The organism is Ruegeria sp. YKSD179, assembly GCF_059612885.1.
Genome location: NZ_JBXWRL010000002.1, coordinates 145,034 through 161,170 on the forward strand (window position 1 = coordinate 145,034; position 16,137 = coordinate 161,170).

Genomic DNA, 16,137 nt, shown 5'->3' on the forward strand with positions numbered 1-16,137 from the left:
CCCCCTCGTCAGCAAATTTTATAATGTTCGATTACTTCGCGGTCTGGTGTGACGCCCAGTCCCGGCCCATCAGGTATCGCCACGCGACCCGCATTGGTTTTGACCTGGTTTTGAATGTTTAACGGCACGCTCAGTAACTCGTCGCGGAACCGGTTTTCTGTCGTATCGAATTCCAGCCAAGGCTCGCGCGGAAACAGCCCGCCGGGCAAAGGCGGCATGGCTGCGAGCAGTTGCAAGTTGGCCGCAACGGCAATGGCAGAGCCCCAGACGTGGTTCACAACTGGCGTGAAATGGGCATGGCACAGGCTCAGAACGCGCTGGTATTCCGTTATGCCACCAAGCGCGCAAACCTCGGGTTGCGCAATGTCGAGCCCTCTGCTCTCCAACAGCGCCTTCCAGCCCCATCGGTTGAATTCAGCTTCGCCGCCGGCAATGTTGATCTTCAGACTGCGGCGCAGTTCGGAATAACCAGCGTGATCTTCGGGGGCCACAGGTTCTTCAAACCAGTACGCGCCTAATTCATCGAGCGCCCGCCCCACATAGAATGCATCTGAAGTTGTGTAGGCGTGGTTGGCATCCGCCATAAAGTCGAAGTCTTCACCCACACCTTTGCGAACGGCTGCTGCAAGTTTGGCGTCCTCACGGGGGCCCAGTCCGATTTTCATCTTGGTGGCGGCAAATCCCGCTTCTCGGATTTCCGCAGCCTCATCCACAAAGCGCGCAGCCAGTTCGGTCACTGATTCGGGCCGCAGCATCATGCCGTACCCATAGACCCCAACACTGTTGCGATGCGCGCCGCCCAGCAGGTTATAGATCGGCTGCCCGGTGATCTTTCCTGCAATGTCCCACAACGCGATATCAACACCAGACAATGCCTGAAGCGGCATGCCCTTTTGTCCATGATCCCGCAGAAGGTTATAGACCTTGTGCCAGATCGCATCGCGATTCATTGGATTGTCCCCGGCAATCAAAGGTTGGATCACCTTTTCGACGATGCTCTTGTTGGCCAGAGCGACATTTCCCGGCCCAAAGCATTCACCCCAGCCAGTTACGCCTTCGTTGGTTTCCACCTCGACCAGATGCGCGCTGCGTTTCGCGTAGTATTGCTGCGAATATCCCAAAAGCTCGGGCATGTCGCACGACAATACGTGGCTGGTGATGCGCGTTATCTTCATGTCTGCGTTCCGGTGACAAAAGGCGGCAGGACCATCCAGCCCTGCCGCCTTTGTTCAATCAACCCACAGGGCTGATTATTGCATAGCGCCAATGCCAATCAGGAAGTCTACGTGGCTTTGCAGCAGTTCCTGGGCTTCGGGTGTGGTTGCGAACTCTTCCCAGCCAGCTTTAACCGCTGTCCGGAATTTGCCCAACTCTTCAGGCGACCATTCATAGAGGTTGACGCCTTTGGCTTTCAGTTCGACCGCGTTCTGCGCGTTTTTCACCTCGTTTATGGTCGCATTGTGCAGCGCGAGGCTGTCCATGGCGACCTCCATGATCTTGCGGTGATGTGCTGGCATGGCTTCCCAGACATCGGTGCGGCATGCAAGGTGGTCCGCCGGCATGGAGTGGAAGCCGGGGTAGTTGGTGTGCTTGGCTATGTCGTAAAGACCAAGGCCGATGTTGTTGGTAAGGTTTGCCGCGTCAGCACCGTCAATGATGCCGGTCTCCAGCGCTGTGAAGATCTCGTTAAAGTCCATCACGATCGGAGATGCGCCAAGGTTTGCAAAGACTTTAGTTGCCAGACCCGGAGGCGAACGGAATTTCCAGTCTTTGAAGTCTTCAACGCCGCGGATCGGACGCGTGGAGCTCAACGATTCAGGACCCGGAATCCACCAGCCCACAAAGCTCATGTTGTGCTGTTTATAAAGCTTGTCGATCGCCGCGCGACCGTCACCATGCAAGAGCCACGCCATCTGTTGATAAGGGTTGGAGTAGCCACCCATGAGATCGCCAGTGAACTGGAACGCTGGGTTTTTACCGGTTTGGTAAGCACCGCCCGTCATGTCGCAGTCAAGAATTCCCGTTGCGGCTGCGTCGAAAGTCTCTGCCGATTTCACAACCGAGGACGCATAGAACATCTCGACCTCGATTTCGCCATTCGACATTTCCTGAATGTCGTTGATGTACTTTTCAGCAAGCTGACCTGACAGGGTTTCCTGGCTGAAGTGTGTTTGAATACGAAGCTTGGTCGTTTGAGCCATCGCGAAACCGGCGGCCATTGTCGTAGCTACGGCCGCTATGGCCGCTGTTTTGACTATTTTCATATTGTCCTCCCAGACGTTTAGCGTTGCGCGGATTGAAGATCCTGCTGCCTCCATTGCAATCACGCTGCTTGACGTTAAGCCGACGAATCAAATGCAACAAGAAAAATTTGAAATTCCTGAAAATTTCGAGATTCTTGCAATAATTCAAAATTATCTCTACGACCATTAGTGTATGAGAGCCGAAGGCACCTGATCAAATGAATCAAGAAGTCGATATTTATCAAGACCTTAAGATGCGCCTCATCTCGAATGGATTCGAGCACGGATCGAAGGTGCGGGCGGAGGAATTGCGGAAGGAATACGGTTGTTCGGCGAGTACCGTTCGAGAAATACTTTTCCGACTTGCCTCGGTTGGGCTGACGGACTTCCAAGAACAAAGAGGGTTTCGAGTACCCGAGCGGTCGCCGCAAAAACTAATTGAACTTACCCATTTGCGCATTTTGTTGGAGGGAGAGGGAACCTCTATGTCGATCCGCAATGGCGGTGTTGACTGGGAGGCGCGGTTGACCGCGGCGCATCATAAACTCAGTCACATTGAAAAACGCATACACGGCACGAATGATCCAAGCGATCTGGTTGCGATATGGTTTGCGTCAGAAAAAGAATTCCATGAAACGCTGATTTCTGCTTGTGGATCAGAAATACTTAAGAAAATGCATGGAAGAATTTATGCACAATTTCGTCAGCAATTGATGGTGGCGGATCGGAAGTTTGGCTTTATCTCAGAAAACATTGATCATCACGCAAACATTCTGGAAGCAGCGTTGTCAGGGGATGAACACCTGACGCGGATGAAAATACATGATCATCTCAAGCGGCATTTGACCGGTAGAACGATGGGCGACTAATGTTGGAAATCGTCTTCCAAGTACACCCTAATGATTTCTTCGAAATTGGTTTCTGCCTTAAACCCAAGGCCTAATGCGCGATCTGGTTGAAAGTCACGCGGCCACCCTTTGACAATCTCATCGACTGCGGGATTGGGGACGCTTTTGATTAGGTTGACCGCTTCTTGCCCGGCAACATTTCGTAACGCTTCGATTTGTTCAGCCACGGTGCAGCTTACCCCCGGCATGTTTAAAGCGCGTCGACCGTTTAGCAATTGGGTATCCAGATTTGCAGCGTGAGTGAGAAACGCGGCAGCCGCGCGAGGACTGGCATGCCAATGCCGAACCGTATCAACAACAGGCAACTCGGCTTCTTTCCCGTTCAGCGGCTCACGAATTATTCCTGAGAAGAAAGAAGAAGCTGCAGCATTCGCCTTTCCCGGCCGAACACACAAAGTAGGCAACCTAAGCGAAATTCCATCAATATATCCTTTGCGGCTGAAATCCGAGACCATCAGCTCGGAGGCAGCTTTTTGTGACCCGTAGCTTGTCAAAGGGGCACACAGGAAGTCATCGCCAATTTTGTCGGGGAAGGGTGCTCCGAAAACTGCGATTGACGACGCGAATACCATCTTCGGCCGATAGGTGCCTTTGGATGCGTCGTGCTCGGCCTTAAGTGCATTCAGCAACTCCCACGTCGCCATGAGGTTGACGTCCCAACCCAAGGGAAAGTCGATTTCTGCATGACCCGAGACGATTGCAGCAAGATGAAAGATCACGTCGTAGCGCTGGGCGGCCAACTCTTTCGCCTTGTCTGAGTGTGAAATATCCCCGTGCACCCTAGTCGCGTCGATGCCATTGTCGGGGAAATACAGATCGAAAAGCGTGATTTGCGCATCATGGCCAAGTTCCATTTCGGTCTCAATCCGGTGCGCCAGTTTTTGCCCCAACATTCCACCGCCGCCGATTACAAGTACTTTCTTCACGTCAGTCCATTCCGTCTTTTGAGTTCCAGATAGAGCGCCGAGTGATCAAGCTCGGCGCCATTCATTTCTTCAATCAGATACTCGAAACGATCGCGCACTGACCGGGTCGTAGGCAACTCTAGTTTCAGAGAGTTTGCTTCATCCAATGTATTGTTGAGATCTTTTAATTGAAACTTGGATAACCCTCCAGGGACAAAGTTACCTTCGGACATACGCTCGCCATGCTGTTGTAGGATTACGCTGTCTGCAAATCCGCCCCTTAGTGCGGCACGCAACGCAGCCGGATCGGCGCCGCCCTTTTCAGCCAACAGTGTTGCCTCTGCGACAGCGGATATTGTGACGGCAACAATTGCTTGGTTAGCAAGCTTGCAAAGCTGTCCCGCACCGCTTGGGCCGACGTGAACAGGTCGACCCATTGCGGAAAGGACTGTGCCAACTTTCTCCATAACCGATTTTTCGCCACCGACCATTATTGCCAAGGTTCCGGCCTGCGCACCTTTGGTTCCGCCAGAGACGGGAGCATCCAGATGAGCAATCTCCTTTGCGGCTAGTTTTTTGGATTGTGCACGTGCGTGTTCAGGCTTGGCACTGGACATGTCGATCCAGATCATTCCGGGGTCTAGCGAATCGAAAAATGAGGGGTCTGATAAAAGGGCGCCTGTCGCGTGTCCGTCAGATAACATCGTTATTATTATGTCCGCTCCCGCAATGGCCTCGGCTGCTGTCGTGGTCGTCCTTGCACCTTCCCTGACAAGCGGCTTCACCTTTTCCGGGCTACGGTTCCATACGGTAAGTGGGTAACCCGCCTTCATCAGGTTTTGCGCCATGGGCGCACCCATCAAGCCGGTGCCGATCAGTGTCACGTTTTGCAGATCGCTCATATCGCCAGTCCTTCCAAAGTGGTTCCGAGCTTGGTTATGGTCAAACCGGTTTACCTGTCATACGCTAACGCATTGAGGGTCATGCACCAGAAGTCGTTGAAAAACCATCGTTGGTTTTTTGCTTTTGGATTGGGTAAGTGTACGAAGTCCCGCTTGTTCGAAACATGTTCAGAAGGTTAAATTTTCCATATGGCAGAAAGACTTAAGGGAAAGCGTGTCTTGGTTACGGCCGCTGGTCAGGGGATTGGGCGTGCTAGCGCCATCGCTATGGCAAAAGAGGGCGCACAGGTTTTCGCAACAGATATTAACCTTGAAGGCCTATCTTCGATTCGCGACGGGAATCTCGAAAATATCGAAATTTTCGAGATGGATGTGCTGAGCGACGACAGTGTGCGCGAGGGTGTAAAAAGAGCGGACCCGAACGTTTTGTTCAACTGCGCGGGATTCGTACATCACGGCACTATTCTGGATTCGACGGATGACGAGTTGGAATTCGCATCGAACCTGAATGTCCGTTCGATGGTCCGGACAATCAAGGCTTCCTTGCCAGCTATGCTAGAGCGCGGTGAAGGCTCGATTATTAATATGTCTTCTGCCTTGGGTTCTATAATCGGCGCGCCGAACCGTTTTATTTATGGGACGACAAAGGCCGCCGTTGTCGGACTGACAAAGTCGGTTGCAGTGGACTTTATTACGCAGGGTATCCGGTGCAATTGCATTTGCCCCGGCACAGTCGATAGTCCTAGCTGGAGGAATAGGGTTGATGCACTGGGCGAGCAGTTGGGCAGCCGGGAAAAGGCACTTGCCCAGTTCGTTGCCCGGCAACCTATGGGGCGAGTAGCCAAAGCAGAAGAAATAGCGGCTCTGGTTGTTTATCTGGCAAGCGACGAGAGCGCGTTTACAACGGGACATACGCACATAATTGATGGGGGTTGGTCAGGCCAATGACAAAGAAAATTTCGATTGACGACTTGCGCTCACGCAAGTGGTTTATGAACTCTGAAAATCTCGAAATGACCGCTCTTTATCTCGAGAGGTATCTAAACTACGGGCTGACCCGGGAGGAGCTGCAATCCGGCAAGCCGATTATCGGTATTGCCCAAACGGGTAGTGATCTGAGCCCGTGCAATCGTCACCATATCGAGTTGTCCAAGCGTGTTCGTGACGGAATTATAGCGGCTGGTGGGACGTGCATTGAAATCCCGGTGCACCCGATTCAGGAAACTGGCAAACGGCCCACAGCCTCACTTGATCGAAACCTTGCATATTTGTCATTGGTGGAAAGTTTGTTTGGATACCCTTTGGATGGGGTGGTTCTGAACATCGGCTGCGACAAGACGACTCCGGCACTTTTGATGGCAGCCGCCACGGTCAATATTCCTGCTATCGCCCTTTCAGTCGGTCCTATGTTGAACGGTTGGTGGAAAGGCGAACGGGCCGGGTCAGGGACAGTTATTTGGAAGGCGCGAGAAGATCTTGCAGCTGGTGAAATTGACACGGATGAATTCATGGAAATCGCCGCTGCGTCAGCGCCCTCAGTTGGTTACTGCAACACCATGGGCACAGCCACGACCATGAACTCATTGGCAGAAGCTCTTGGGATGCAATTGCCAGGATCCGCTGCAATTCCAGCACCTTACCGAGAGCGCGGGCAAATCAGTTATGAAACCGGAAAACGCATCGTCGAGATGGTTTGGGAAGATCTTCGCCCCAGCGGAGTGATGACGCGAGAGGCATTTGAAAACGCGATTGTAATTAACTCAGCGATTGGCGGCTCAACGAATGCGCCAATTCATTTAAACGCGATCGCCAGACACTTGGGTGTGCCACTCAATAATGATGATTGGCAGAACTTCGGTCACGATATCCCATTGTTAGTAAATATGCAGCCGGCAGGAAAATATCTTGGTGAAGACTACCAACAAGCTGGAGGTGTTCCTGCAGTAGTAGGTGAATTGATAGCGGGGGGATTGCTGCCAAATCCAGGCGCACTGACTGTGAACGGCAAGTCGATGGGCGAGAATTCGTCATCACGGCGATCATTGAACGATGACGTGATCAAACAGGCGAGCAACCCTGTCAAAAGTCAGGCTGGATTTATCAACTTATCCGGCAACCTTTTCGAAAGTGCGATCATGAAGACTTCTGTGATCTCGCCAGCCTTTCGCCAAGCTTACCTTTCCAACCCAGAAGATCCCGATGCGTTTGAAGGGCGGGCCGTCGTCTTTGATGGACCCGAAGACTTTCATCACCGGATAGATGACCCAGCGGAAAATATCGACGCCGATTGTATCCTAATCATGCGAGGCGCCGGTCCTAAAGGTTATCCGGGGGCGGCCGAAGTGGTGAATATGCGACCACCATCATATCTGCTGAAACAGGGCGTCGAAGCACTTCCATGTATTGGCGATGGTCGGCAATCTGGTACATCAGGAAGTCCTTCCATTCTCAACGCTTCTCCTGAGGCTGCCGAAGGTGGCGGGCTTGCCCTTGTGAGAAACGGAGATCGGCTGCGAATCGATCTGGCAAAGGGCACCGCTGATATGCTTGTTCCATTGGACGTACTAAACGAGCGAGCCCGAGAACTGGAGGCAAGTGGCGGTTATTCGATGCCACCTAACCAATCGCCATGGCAGGAGATTTTCCGCGAAAAAATCGATCGACTGGATCGAGGAATGACGCTGAAAGGGGCGGACAAGTACAAAGACATCGCGCGCCAGTTCATGCCACGCGATAATCACTAAAAGGAACTGAAATGAAACTCGTTCGTTACGGAGCCGCAGGATCAGAAAAACCTGCGTTGTTAGACGATGCCGGTCAGTTGCGCGATTTGTCCGCGCATGTTGACGATATCACAGGTGATGTTTTGGATGACGCCAATCTTGCGCGCCTACGTGAGCTTGATCCGGACAGCCTTCCGATCGTCACTGGTGAGCATCGTATTGGAGCATGTGTGGGGAAAATAGGAAAATTCCTCTGCATAGGACTCAACTATTCGGACCATGCGGCAGAAACCGGCGCGGCCATACCTGAACACCCGATTCTGTTTTTCAAAGCAAATTCGGCCATTGTGGGGGCCAACGATGATGTAGTCATGCCACGCGGGTCGACCCATACGGATTGGGAGTGTGAGTTGGGCGTCGTCATAGGAAAGACTGCAAAATATGTTTCTAAAGACAAAGCACTGGAACATGTCGCGGGCTACTGCATCGTTAACGATGTGTCTGAAAGGCATTTTCAAACGCAATTGACGGGTCAATGGACAAAAGGAAAGTCCTGCGACACCTTCGGCCCAACAGGTCCGTGGTTGGTTACTCGGGATGAGGTCCCGGATCCACAGAAGCTGGGCATGACGCTCGATGTGAATGGAAAGCGCATGCAGACCGGTAATACGGCGACCATGATCTTTACCGTCGCTGAGATTATCGAGCACCTTAGCCATCTGTTCACCCTGCATCCCGGCGACGTGATCTCTACAGGGACGCCGCCCGGTGTCGGGATGGGGATCAAACCGGAACCTGTATATCTTAAGAAAGGCGATGTCATGGAGTTGCGCATCGATGGTCTTGGTGTACAGCGCCAACAGGTTGATCAAGATGCCTGACTTATTACAGATCGGTGGCATAACTGAACGGATGAGATCGCGTTTATCCGAAGCGTTCGATATCCACCAGTTGGACAGTTTTGACGCAGAAAGTATAACCCACATTGTCACAAATGGTCATGACGGAGTGGCGCCAGACCTTTTGGCGTCTTTACCAAATCTAAAAATGATCAGCGTCTATGGTGTCGGTTACGATGCAGTTGACGCAGGCGCTGCGGCGCAGCGTGGCGTGGTAGTGACCCATACTCCGGATGTTTTGAACAACGAAGTCGCCACAACAGCGGTTTTACTAATGTTGTCCTGCTACAGAGAACTCTTGCGCGATGACGCCTATGTTCGATCCGGTCAGTGGGAGGAAGAAGGAAATGCGCCACTAACACGTTCGGCGGATAACCAAAAGGTTGGAATTTTGGGTCTTGGACGAATAGGTCAGGCGATTGCAGACAAGCTGAAGCCGTGGGCGCCTGAAATATCATACCATTCGCGCAATCCGAAAGACGTCCCTTTCAGATACTTCGATAACCTGCAGGAAATGGCAAGGCACGTGGACGTTCTGATCTGCATAACTCCGGGTGGGCCATCGACGAACAAGATGGTCAATGCGGATGTGCTGAATGCTTTGGGTTCAAGCGGCACATTGATTAATGTCAGCCGTGGCTCGGTCGTAGATGAAGAGGCGCTCATTGAAGCTCTGCAAAACGGCAGCCTTGGTTGGGCCGGGTTGGATGTTTTTGAGAAGGAACCACATGTTCCCAAAGCTTTACGCGAATTGTCTAATGTTGTGCTATTGCCTCATGCAGGCAGCGCCACAACAGAAACGCGTGCGGCTATGGGTGACCTGACGGTCGACAATCTGTTGCGACACATACACGACGGGTCGGTGATCACGGCGGTTCCGGAATGCAGGCATTTGTGAAAGACCGCACTGACAAATGCTAGAATTTGTCGTCGCGGTATTCTTTCTACTCATCACCCCGGGACCCGGCGTTCTTACAACGGCCGGAATTGGGGCTGCGTTTGGATTTCGCGCCGGTCTTGCATTCATAACCGGGTTGATGCTGGGTGGGTTCATCAACATGATGTTGGTTGTGTCTGGCGTGGCGGCTGCGGCATTGGCTGCACCGCTTCTAAGGACGTTATTGCTTTTTGCGTCAGTCAGTTACCTGGTCTATTTAGCTTGGCGAATTGCCAGCGCCGGTTCAAAGATTGGGTTTTCTCCGGCCAACTCGCCGCTTGGTTTTTTCAACGGCTTGGCGCTGCAATTTATTAACCCGAAAGCCTATGTGGTCAGCACAGCCTTATTTTCTGGCTTTGCATTTATGCCTGATGCACCAATCTGGGAAGTCGTGACCAAAATTGTGGTTTTCAACCTGATTTGGGTGCCAGTGCATCTAATTTGGCTTGGTGCCGGTGTAAAGCTTGGGAGTCTGGATCTCAGTCAACGGGCGCACAAGCGTATTAATATTGCCATGGCAGTCGCGCTTTTGGCTGTTGTGGCCATGGCCTTGATTTCAAGCTATTGATATCGCGTCTTCATTAAGGCGCTGTTTTCCTATCCCTGTCGGGATATTTCCATCAAAGCGATGCTGTTATCCCGCCATCAACATAGAGTGTATGCCCATTGACAAAACTGGACGCGGTTGACGCGAGAAAGATTGCTGCTCCGACCAATTCTTCAACGTTTCCCCATCGGCCAGCTGGGGTTCTTTTTTCAAGCCAGGCGCTAAATTCCGGGTCGGCAACTAATGCGGCGTTCAACGGTGTGTCGAAATAGCCTGGCGCTATCGCGTTGCAGTTTAGCCCATATCGCGCCCAATCTGTCGCCATTCCTTTGGTCAGGTTGGCCACAGCCCCTTTTGTCGCCGTGTAAGGCGCGATACCCGGGCGGGCAAGTGCGGACTGAACCGAAGCAATGTTGATTATCTTGCCGGTTCTTCTTTGAATCATATGACGCGCGACCGCCTGTCCAACGTGAAAAACGGACGCAATATTCGTTTGCAAAAGATTTTCGAACTCGTCGGCAGGGAAATCTTGCAACTCGCATCTATGCTGCATTCCTGCATTGTTGAACAATATATCGATTGGTCCAGTAGTTGCTTCAAACCTGTCTATCGCAACTTTGACTTCTTCATGTTTGGTCACGTCAAATGCTAACTCATGCACGGTCGCTCCCGCACTTGTCAGTTCGGTTGCTGCTGCGGTCAACTTTGCCGTATTGCGCCCATTCAAAACGATCTCTGCTCCGGCTCCCGCGAGCCCTTGCGCTAGAGCAAACCCAATTCCCTGACTCGATCCGGTAATTAACGCCCTTGCGCCATTCAAGTTGAAGATTTCCAGCGTCATACAAAATTCCCTTGGTTGTGGGCGTCGACTATTCGTATCCTCAATTGATCTGCAGGTGACACAGTCTTTAGCCGTTGCCAATGCAAATGCCGCTTGGAAAGTTGAGTACAACCGCGGTCATAAAACAGATGTTCAACTGGTTTACCGATGAGGAGACGATGAATAGTCGAGTATCAGAAATATTTGAGACTTACGACACGGATGGTTTCGTGGCTCCGTTAGACATCCTCACCGAGGAAGAGGCAAAAGAGTTGCGCGATGATTTCGAAAGAGCAGAGCAAGCCTTAAAAGATGATCCAGACAGGCTTAAGCTCCTATACTCTTATCCTGACAGACTTTTGCCGTCCTTCGACGCACTCATACGTCATCCAAAATTGATTGAGGCCGCATCAGCGGTACTCGGACCTGATCTCATGGTTTGGAGTGGCGCTTTGTTTGTAAAGGAGGCGCACTCTCCCAAGATCGTTTCGTGGCACCAAGATTTGACTTACTGGGGGCTGGACGATGCTGAGGAAGTAACGTGCTGGGTCGCCATTTCTGAAGCTTCTGAAAAAAGCGGATGTATGAAATTTGTCCCCGGCAGCCACAAAAGCCGAATTGTCCCACATGTTGATACGTTCAGCGAAAACAACCTTTTGTCGCGCGGCCAAGAGATCGCGGTTGAGGTTAATGAATGCGACGCCGTTGCCGCCGCTTTACGCGCAGGTCAGGCATCAATGCATCATGGGCACCTTTTCCACGCGTCTGGGCCGAATGAAACTGGCGACCGAAGGATAGGTGCAGCGCTGCGTTTCATCAAACCCTCTATGAAACAAGAAAATGGCGCCAAAACTCTGGTGGCATTGGTGGCAGGACGCGACAATTACGGTCACTTTGAAATAGCGAACGCCCCCCGAGGTTTCCTGCATGAAGATGACTTTTCAATTTGCCAACAGGATGCAGATCGAAAGAGGGAAATACTTTTCGATGGTGTCGGATAATTTTCAGTTTGGGCTCATTTTAAATGCCAAAGAAAACTGCCGGGAAGCGGCCAAATAAATGTTCCCCGAAACGGAGATAGATTAGAATGTCAAAACCTAAAGTGGGCTCTACCGTAGCCCCGATCAGTTTTCTTAGCGTGGACGGAGGTTATCGTGAGATCGGTCGGCAGAGTGAGCGTTGGACCATGCTGTTTGTTTATCGCGGTCGGCATTGCCCTAGGTGCAAACGGTTTTTGCAAAAGCTCAATGGTCAACTGACCAAATGGACTGATAGAATGGATGTCATTGTGGTTTCTGCTGACAGCAAAAGTAAAGCGCTGGCAGACCGCGATGAATTTGGTTGGAGTTTTAACCTGTGTTACGGATTAACCGTACCTCAGATGCGCTCGCTTGGATTATATGTTTCTGAGCCGCTATCCGAAGCGGAAACATCTGATCTTTTTGCTGAACCCGGAGCGTTTGCAATACGTCCCGACGGTACGTTGATGTTGGTCGACATATCGAATGGTCCGGCGGCACGCCCTGATCTGGACGAGCTTTTAGACGGGATGATCTTCAATATTGAAAACGATCGGCCCACGCGTGGAACTGCTTGAATTCAGCTTGCTGCCGTTAAGCCGTTGATTTTTTTGTCGCCCGTCTACAGACTGGGTCACAGTGCGCACTTTCAATATAGGATGGTTCGAATAGGGCAAAAGGCACATTGAGGCATCAGATTTCCAATCTACCGGATTGTCCCACGAAAACCGTGCCATTCGTCGTTACTTCGGCGTATACGCCCATGTCCGTGTGACCCAGGTGTTTCTTTAAAAGGTAGGGCAGCCTCAGATCACGCTCGGCGGTTTCCGGGTTTACTTCGGTTGCCGCGCACCTTTTCGTTCTTGAAAGAATACGCATCCTGACATCGCCAAAAACCAGCGTATGTCCCACGAACTCCAACTCGGAAAACGGTGAGAGGCCGTCAATTTCGACGTTCGCGCGAAATCGGGCGGGGTGAACGTCTCTGTTCAATTGCTGACTAAGAGCCTTGACAGAGGCAATATTCAAAACAGACACAGCAATCATCATGACCGGCGACACTACTGATACATCAGTAAAGCGATGTGGTTCCGAGGAAACAAAGGTGGGGGGTTCCGGATCAGCCGAGCCCAAGACTTGGTGAATAAACTTGGCCGCATCAGAACGCTCCTGGCCTGATTGCATTAAGAATTTTCGCGATTTACCGCTCTCTCGGATTTCTAATACTTGCGATTGAGCATCAAATCGGGTGTGCAGACCTGCCAGAGCCGCTTCTTTCAAAAGCACGACAAAGCGATCCTTGGGAATAGGTTTTGGGTTTTGTGGGTCGAAGCCCGAGTTGTGCCGAGCAAAGCCGTAAATTCGGTCACCCGGAAAACCTTCGGCTACGCTCATCGTGACAGAAGTCAGTGGCTCCGCGCTTAAACCCTTAACCGGAAACCGGCTTAACTGTTTCACTGTAAATTCTGTCATTGGCGTTTTCCCCAATACAGTTGTCGGTATGATTTTGTCTTGATTACGGCCGCGTTTCAAATTGAATAAATCTTGAAATATCAGTTGGCGTTTAGATGCACCGAAGTGCCTCGTCCGAGGTAAAAGCTGGGTTGAACTGCGGCAATATCGAATTCAAAGAGGAACTTGGCTCAGCAAAGTTGTTTGCGTTCGAATTGACATATATCTTAAAGAAAATTTGCCGCCGTAAAGGCCCATGTATTGGGGAGGAACCACTATGAAGACAATAAAAGGACCGGCTTTGTTTCTGGCACAATTTGCTGGCGACGAGGCACCATTTAATTCATGGGACGAAATTACGAAATGGGCTGCCCAGTGCGGGTACAAGGGTGTTCAAGTCCCAAGCTGGGATGGGCGGTTGTTCGATTTGGATGCAGCGGCATCCAGCGCGGATTATTGTGATGAATTCACAGGTAAGGCGAGAGAAAACGGCGTCGAAGTTACCGAACTGTCTACCCACCTGCAAGGACAGCTGGTTGCGGTCCATCCAGCATACGACACTGCATTCGACGGGTTCGCGGCAGAAAGCTTTCGGGGAAATCCGAAGGCGCGGCAAGAATGGGCCGTTGACCAAGTTAAGAAAGCTCTATCGGCGTCCCGGAATATGGGTATTTCTGCCCACGCTACATTCTCAGGAGCACTGGCCTGGCCTTACGTTTACCCTTGGCCTCAAAGACCCGTCGGATTGATTGAAACGGCGTTTGACGAATTAGCAAAGCGTTGGTTGCCGATTTTGAATCACGCCGAAGAGTGCGGCGTGGATGTTTGTTATGAAATTCACCCGGGTGAAGACCTGCATGACGGCATAACGTATGAGATGTTTTTGGAGCGTACTGGCAACCATGCACGTGCGTGTATGCTGTACGACCCCTCGCACTATGTGCTGCAGTGTCTCGACTACTTAGACAACATCGACATCTACAAAGATCGAATCCGGATGTTCCACGTTAAAGATGCGGAATTCAATCCGACCGGTCGCCAAGGCGTGTATTCGGGATACCAAGGCTGGGTTGATCGCGCTGGGCGGTTCCGCTCGCTTGGTGATGGGCAAGTCGATTTCGGAGCAGTCTTTTCAAAAATGGCGGCAAATGACTTTGACGGCTGGGCCGTCGTAGAATGGGAATGTTGCCTGAAACATCCTGAAGATGGAGCGCGGGAAGGAGCACAATTCGTTTCGGATCACATCATTCGTGTGACGGAAAAAGCTTTTGACGATTTCGCGGATGGCGGAACCGACGAAGCAGCCAACCGGAAAATGTTAGGGATAGACTGATGGTTACAGGACGCAGCGAAGAAGTATCTGGTCGTATTCGTCTAGGCATGGTTGGCGGCGGAAATGATGCATTCATAGGTGGCGTGCATCGTATCGCGGCGCGTCTGGACGATAAGTTTGAACTTGTTGCCGGTGCGCTGTCATCTACCCCCGAGAAGTCAAGAGAAAGTGGTGAGGCGCTGGGTCTCGCGCGCGTTTACGATGACTTTAAGCAGATGGCCATACGTGAAGCACGTCTGAAGTCCGGTATTGAAGCGGTTTCGATCGTTACGCCAAACCATGTTCACTACGCTGCTGCGCGTGAGTTCCTTAAACGCGGTATTCATGTCATTTGTGACAAACCACTTACGTCGACGCTCAGCGATGCAAAAAAACTAGTGAAAGCGGCGGAGAGTTCCGACGCTTTGTTTATCCTTACGCACAACTACACCGGCTATCCAATGGTTCGTCAGGCTCGGGAGATGGTGGCCAACGGAGAGATCGGGAAAATCCGCGTGGTACAAGTCGAATATCCACAGGATTGGTTGACAGAGCAGCAGGATTTCAAACAAGCAGAATGGCGGACTGATCCCGAAAGGTCTGGCGCTGGTGGATCAACCGGAGACATCGGCACTCACGCTTATAACCTTGCATGTTTTGTAACTGGCCTTACGGCTGAAAGCCTTGCCGCGGATTTGCAAGCCTTTGTTCCGGGGCGCAAGGTTGATGACAATGCACATGTATTGATGCGTTTCGAAGGCGGAGCAAGAGGAATGTTGTGGTCATCGCAGGTCGCACCAGGAAACGAAAATGCGCTTCGCTTGCGTGTTTACGGAGAAAAAGGTGGCCTCGAATGGTCGCAGGAGGATCCCAACTATCTGTGGTTCACCCCTTATGGTCAACCAAAGCGGCTGATTACCAGAAATGGGTCAGGGGCAGGCGATGCGGCAAACCGACTAAGCCGCGTTCCTCCGGGCCATCCAGAGGGTTATTTAGAAGGGTTCGCGAATATTTACAGTGAAGCCGCTGATGCAATTCAGGCATTCAGAAATGGTGCGTCACCCGACGCTTCAGTTGTCTTCCCAACCGTCCAAGATGGGCTCAGCGGTGTTAAGTTCGTCGCGGCATGCGTGCAAAGTTCGGCACGAAATGCGGCGTGGGTCAAACTCGATTAGTGTGTTCGCATAAGCAGGGCGCTTTCAATGAATTCAAAGCGCTTTGCTGCCGATTTAACCGAGCCGCACAAGCCAGCTTCAAGTGATGTTTGCAAGTTTCGGACGGGTTTGGACTGGTACTCTTTTGTGTGATTGGTTGTTCGCTCGCTAATAATTTACTTGGCGCAGGCTGTCCGCGCGACGGTGTCCGAAATACAGTCGTTTTTGCGCATGCAGTCCCCCTCGGAGTTTCGACCGGACTCATAAATGCACTTTGTTGCAGTTTCCGACCACTCAAGCCCTGTTGTACACAGAT

General features: G+C 51.6%; 16 protein-coding genes. 10 read left to right on the forward strand and 6 right to left on the reverse strand.

Annotated features, from left to right (window positions below; all coding sequences use genetic code 11):
* Positions 1 to 8 precede the first annotated feature (8 nt).
* Both AC2FNE_RS00960 and AC2FNE_RS00965 read right to left on the reverse strand, forming a co-directional pair.
* Positions 9 to 1,175 (reverse strand): mandelate racemase/muconate lactonizing enzyme family protein, encoded by a 1,167-nt coding sequence (locus AC2FNE_RS00960; protein WP_170603998.1) that lies wholly within the window; start codon positions 1,173 to 1,175, stop codon positions 9 to 11.
* 75 nt (positions 1,176 to 1,250) lie between these two features.
* A complete protein-coding gene (locus AC2FNE_RS00965) occupies positions 1,251 to 2,264 on the reverse strand; it encodes a TRAP transporter substrate-binding protein (RefSeq protein ID WP_170476213.1) in 1,014 nt (337 codons plus the stop codon).
* Positions 2,265 to 2,461: 197 nt separating this feature from the next.
* Between AC2FNE_RS00965 and AC2FNE_RS00970 the strand changes: the two genes are divergently transcribed.
* Complete coding sequence (locus AC2FNE_RS00970; RefSeq protein WP_170603996.1) at positions 2,462 to 3,112, forward strand: GntR family transcriptional regulator; 651 nt, start codon at positions 2,462 to 2,464, stop codon at positions 3,110 to 3,112.
* Here the strand turns inward: AC2FNE_RS00970 and denD are convergent.
* Entirely contained in the window at positions 3,109 to 4,077 is a 969-nt protein-coding gene (gene denD, locus AC2FNE_RS00975; protein WP_170603994.1) for a D-erythronate dehydrogenase, read from the reverse strand. The genes AC2FNE_RS00970 and denD overlap by 4 nt on opposite strands.
* On the reverse strand, positions 4,074 to 4,958 hold the full coding sequence (locus AC2FNE_RS00980) for an NAD(P)-dependent oxidoreductase (RefSeq protein WP_170603992.1): 885 nt from the start codon (positions 4,956 to 4,958) through the stop codon (positions 4,074 to 4,076). Before AC2FNE_RS00980 ends, denD begins: the two co-directional genes overlap by 4 nt.
* A gap of 189 nt (positions 4,959 to 5,147) precedes the next feature.
* On the opposite strand from AC2FNE_RS00980, the gene AC2FNE_RS00985 reads away from it, so the two are divergent.
* Genes AC2FNE_RS00985 through AC2FNE_RS01005 form a run of 5 tightly spaced genes read left to right on the forward strand, consistent with a single transcriptional unit; the run spans position 5,148 to position 10,085 of the window.
* A complete protein-coding gene (locus AC2FNE_RS00985) occupies positions 5,148 to 5,906 on the forward strand; it encodes an SDR family oxidoreductase (RefSeq protein WP_170603990.1) in 759 nt (252 codons plus the stop codon).
* Positions 5,903 to 7,702, forward strand: coding sequence for an IlvD/Edd family dehydratase (locus AC2FNE_RS00990; protein ID WP_170603988.1), 1,800 nt, complete (start codon positions 5,903 to 5,905; stop codon positions 7,700 to 7,702). The genes AC2FNE_RS00985 and AC2FNE_RS00990 overlap by 4 nt, the downstream gene beginning before the upstream one ends.
* An 11-nt stretch (positions 7,703 to 7,713) precedes the next feature.
* On the forward strand, positions 7,714 to 8,562 hold the full coding sequence (locus AC2FNE_RS00995; protein ID WP_170603986.1) for a fumarylacetoacetate hydrolase family protein: 849 nt from the start codon (positions 7,714 to 7,716) through the stop codon (positions 8,560 to 8,562).
* The gene (locus AC2FNE_RS01000) at positions 8,555 to 9,478 is read left to right on the forward strand and encodes a 2-hydroxyacid dehydrogenase (RefSeq protein WP_170603984.1); all 924 of its coding nucleotides are present in this window, start codon (positions 8,555 to 8,557) and stop codon (positions 9,476 to 9,478) included. The genes AC2FNE_RS00995 and AC2FNE_RS01000 overlap by 8 nt, the downstream gene beginning before the upstream one ends.
* Before the next feature lie 16 nt (positions 9,479 to 9,494).
* Positions 9,495 to 10,085, forward strand: coding sequence for a LysE family translocator (locus tag AC2FNE_RS01005; RefSeq protein ID WP_170476198.1), 591 nt, complete (start codon positions 9,495 to 9,497; stop codon positions 10,083 to 10,085).
* Between the two features lie 52 nt (positions 10,086 to 10,137).
* Here AC2FNE_RS01005 and AC2FNE_RS01010 read toward each other — a convergent pair whose 3' ends face one another.
* On the reverse strand, positions 10,138 to 10,905 hold the full coding sequence (locus AC2FNE_RS01010; protein ID WP_170603982.1) for an SDR family oxidoreductase: 768 nt from the start codon (positions 10,903 to 10,905) through the stop codon (positions 10,138 to 10,140).
* An 80-nt stretch (positions 10,906 to 10,985) separates the two neighbouring features.
* Here AC2FNE_RS01010 and AC2FNE_RS01015 point away from each other — a divergent pair, with 80 nt between their 5' ends.
* Together AC2FNE_RS01015 and AC2FNE_RS01020 are read left to right on the forward strand one after the other, a co-directional pair.
* A complete protein-coding gene (locus AC2FNE_RS01015; RefSeq protein WP_496804598.1) occupies positions 10,986 to 11,885 on the forward strand; it encodes a phytanoyl-CoA dioxygenase family protein in 900 nt (299 codons plus the stop codon).
* An 86-nt stretch (positions 11,886 to 11,971) separates the two neighbouring features.
* Positions 11,972 to 12,481 carry a redoxin domain-containing protein gene (locus AC2FNE_RS01020; protein ID WP_170603980.1) on the forward strand — a complete coding sequence of 170 codons (510 nt, stop codon included), beginning with the start codon at positions 11,972 to 11,974 and terminating at the stop codon, positions 12,479 to 12,481.
* Positions 12,482 to 12,596: 115 nt separating this feature from the next.
* On the opposite strand, the gene AC2FNE_RS01025 is transcribed toward AC2FNE_RS01020, so the two are convergent.
* Entirely contained in the window at positions 12,597 to 13,376 is a 780-nt protein-coding gene (locus AC2FNE_RS01025; protein ID WP_496804599.1) for an MOSC domain-containing protein, read from the reverse strand.
* A gap of 256 nt (positions 13,377 to 13,632) precedes the next feature.
* Here AC2FNE_RS01025 and AC2FNE_RS01030 point away from each other — a divergent pair, with 256 nt between their 5' ends.
* Together AC2FNE_RS01030 and AC2FNE_RS01035 are read left to right on the forward strand one after the other, a co-directional pair.
* Positions 13,633 to 14,688, forward strand: coding sequence for a sugar phosphate isomerase/epimerase family protein (locus tag AC2FNE_RS01030; protein WP_496804600.1), 1,056 nt, complete (start codon positions 13,633 to 13,635; stop codon positions 14,686 to 14,688).
* Positions 14,688 to 15,842, forward strand: a complete 1,155-nt coding sequence (locus AC2FNE_RS01035) for a Gfo/Idh/MocA family protein (RefSeq protein ID WP_496804601.1) — start codon at positions 14,688 to 14,690, stop codon at positions 15,840 to 15,842. Before AC2FNE_RS01030 ends, AC2FNE_RS01035 begins: the two co-directional genes overlap by 1 nt.
* Positions 15,843 to 16,137 lie beyond the last annotated feature (295 nt).

Excerpts from the sequence above, each read along its gene's own strand:
- AC2FNE_RS01030 (WP_496804600.1), top strand. The coding sequence starts at position 13,633 with ATGAAGACAATAAAAGGACCGGCTTTGTTTCTGGCACAATTTGCTGGC.
- AC2FNE_RS00985 (WP_170603990.1), top strand. The coding sequence starts at position 5,148 with ATGGCAGAAAGACTTAAGGGAAAGCGTGTCTTGGTTACGGCCGCTGGT.
- AC2FNE_RS01010 (WP_170603982.1), bottom strand. The coding sequence starts at position 10,905 with ATGACGCTGGAAATCTTCAACTTGAATGGCGCAAGGGCGTTAATTACC.
- AC2FNE_RS01025 (WP_496804599.1), bottom strand. The coding sequence starts at position 13,376 with ATGACAGAATTTACAGTGAAACAGTTAAGCCGGTTTCCGGTTAAGGGT.
- AC2FNE_RS00960 (WP_170603998.1), bottom strand. The coding sequence starts at position 1,175 with ATGAAGATAACGCGCATCACCAGCCACGTATTGTCGTGCGACATGCCC.
- AC2FNE_RS01000 (WP_170603984.1), top strand. The coding sequence starts at position 8,555 with ATGCCTGACTTATTACAGATCGGTGGCATAACTGAACGGATGAGATCG.
- AC2FNE_RS00995 (WP_170603986.1), top strand. The coding sequence starts at position 7,714 with ATGAAACTCGTTCGTTACGGAGCCGCAGGATCAGAAAAACCTGCGTTG.
- AC2FNE_RS00970 (WP_170603996.1), top strand. The coding sequence starts at position 2,462 with ATGAATCAAGAAGTCGATATTTATCAAGACCTTAAGATGCGCCTCATC.
- AC2FNE_RS01035 (WP_496804601.1), top strand. The coding sequence starts at position 14,688 with ATGGTTACAGGACGCAGCGAAGAAGTATCTGGTCGTATTCGTCTAGGC.
- AC2FNE_RS01020 (WP_170603980.1), top strand. The coding sequence starts at position 11,972 with ATGTCAAAACCTAAAGTGGGCTCTACCGTAGCCCCGATCAGTTTTCTT.
- AC2FNE_RS01005 (WP_170476198.1), top strand. The coding sequence starts at position 9,495 with ATGCTAGAATTTGTCGTCGCGGTATTCTTTCTACTCATCACCCCGGGA.
- AC2FNE_RS00980 (WP_170603992.1), bottom strand. The coding sequence starts at position 4,958 with ATGAGCGATCTGCAAAACGTGACACTGATCGGCACCGGCTTGATGGGT.
- AC2FNE_RS01015 (WP_496804598.1), top strand. The coding sequence starts at position 10,986 with ATGCAAATGCCGCTTGGAAAGTTGAGTACAACCGCGGTCATAAAACAG.
- AC2FNE_RS00990 (WP_170603988.1), top strand. The coding sequence starts at position 5,903 with ATGACAAAGAAAATTTCGATTGACGACTTGCGCTCACGCAAGTGGTTT.
- AC2FNE_RS00965 (WP_170476213.1), bottom strand. The coding sequence starts at position 2,264 with ATGAAAATAGTCAAAACAGCGGCCATAGCGGCCGTAGCTACGACAATG.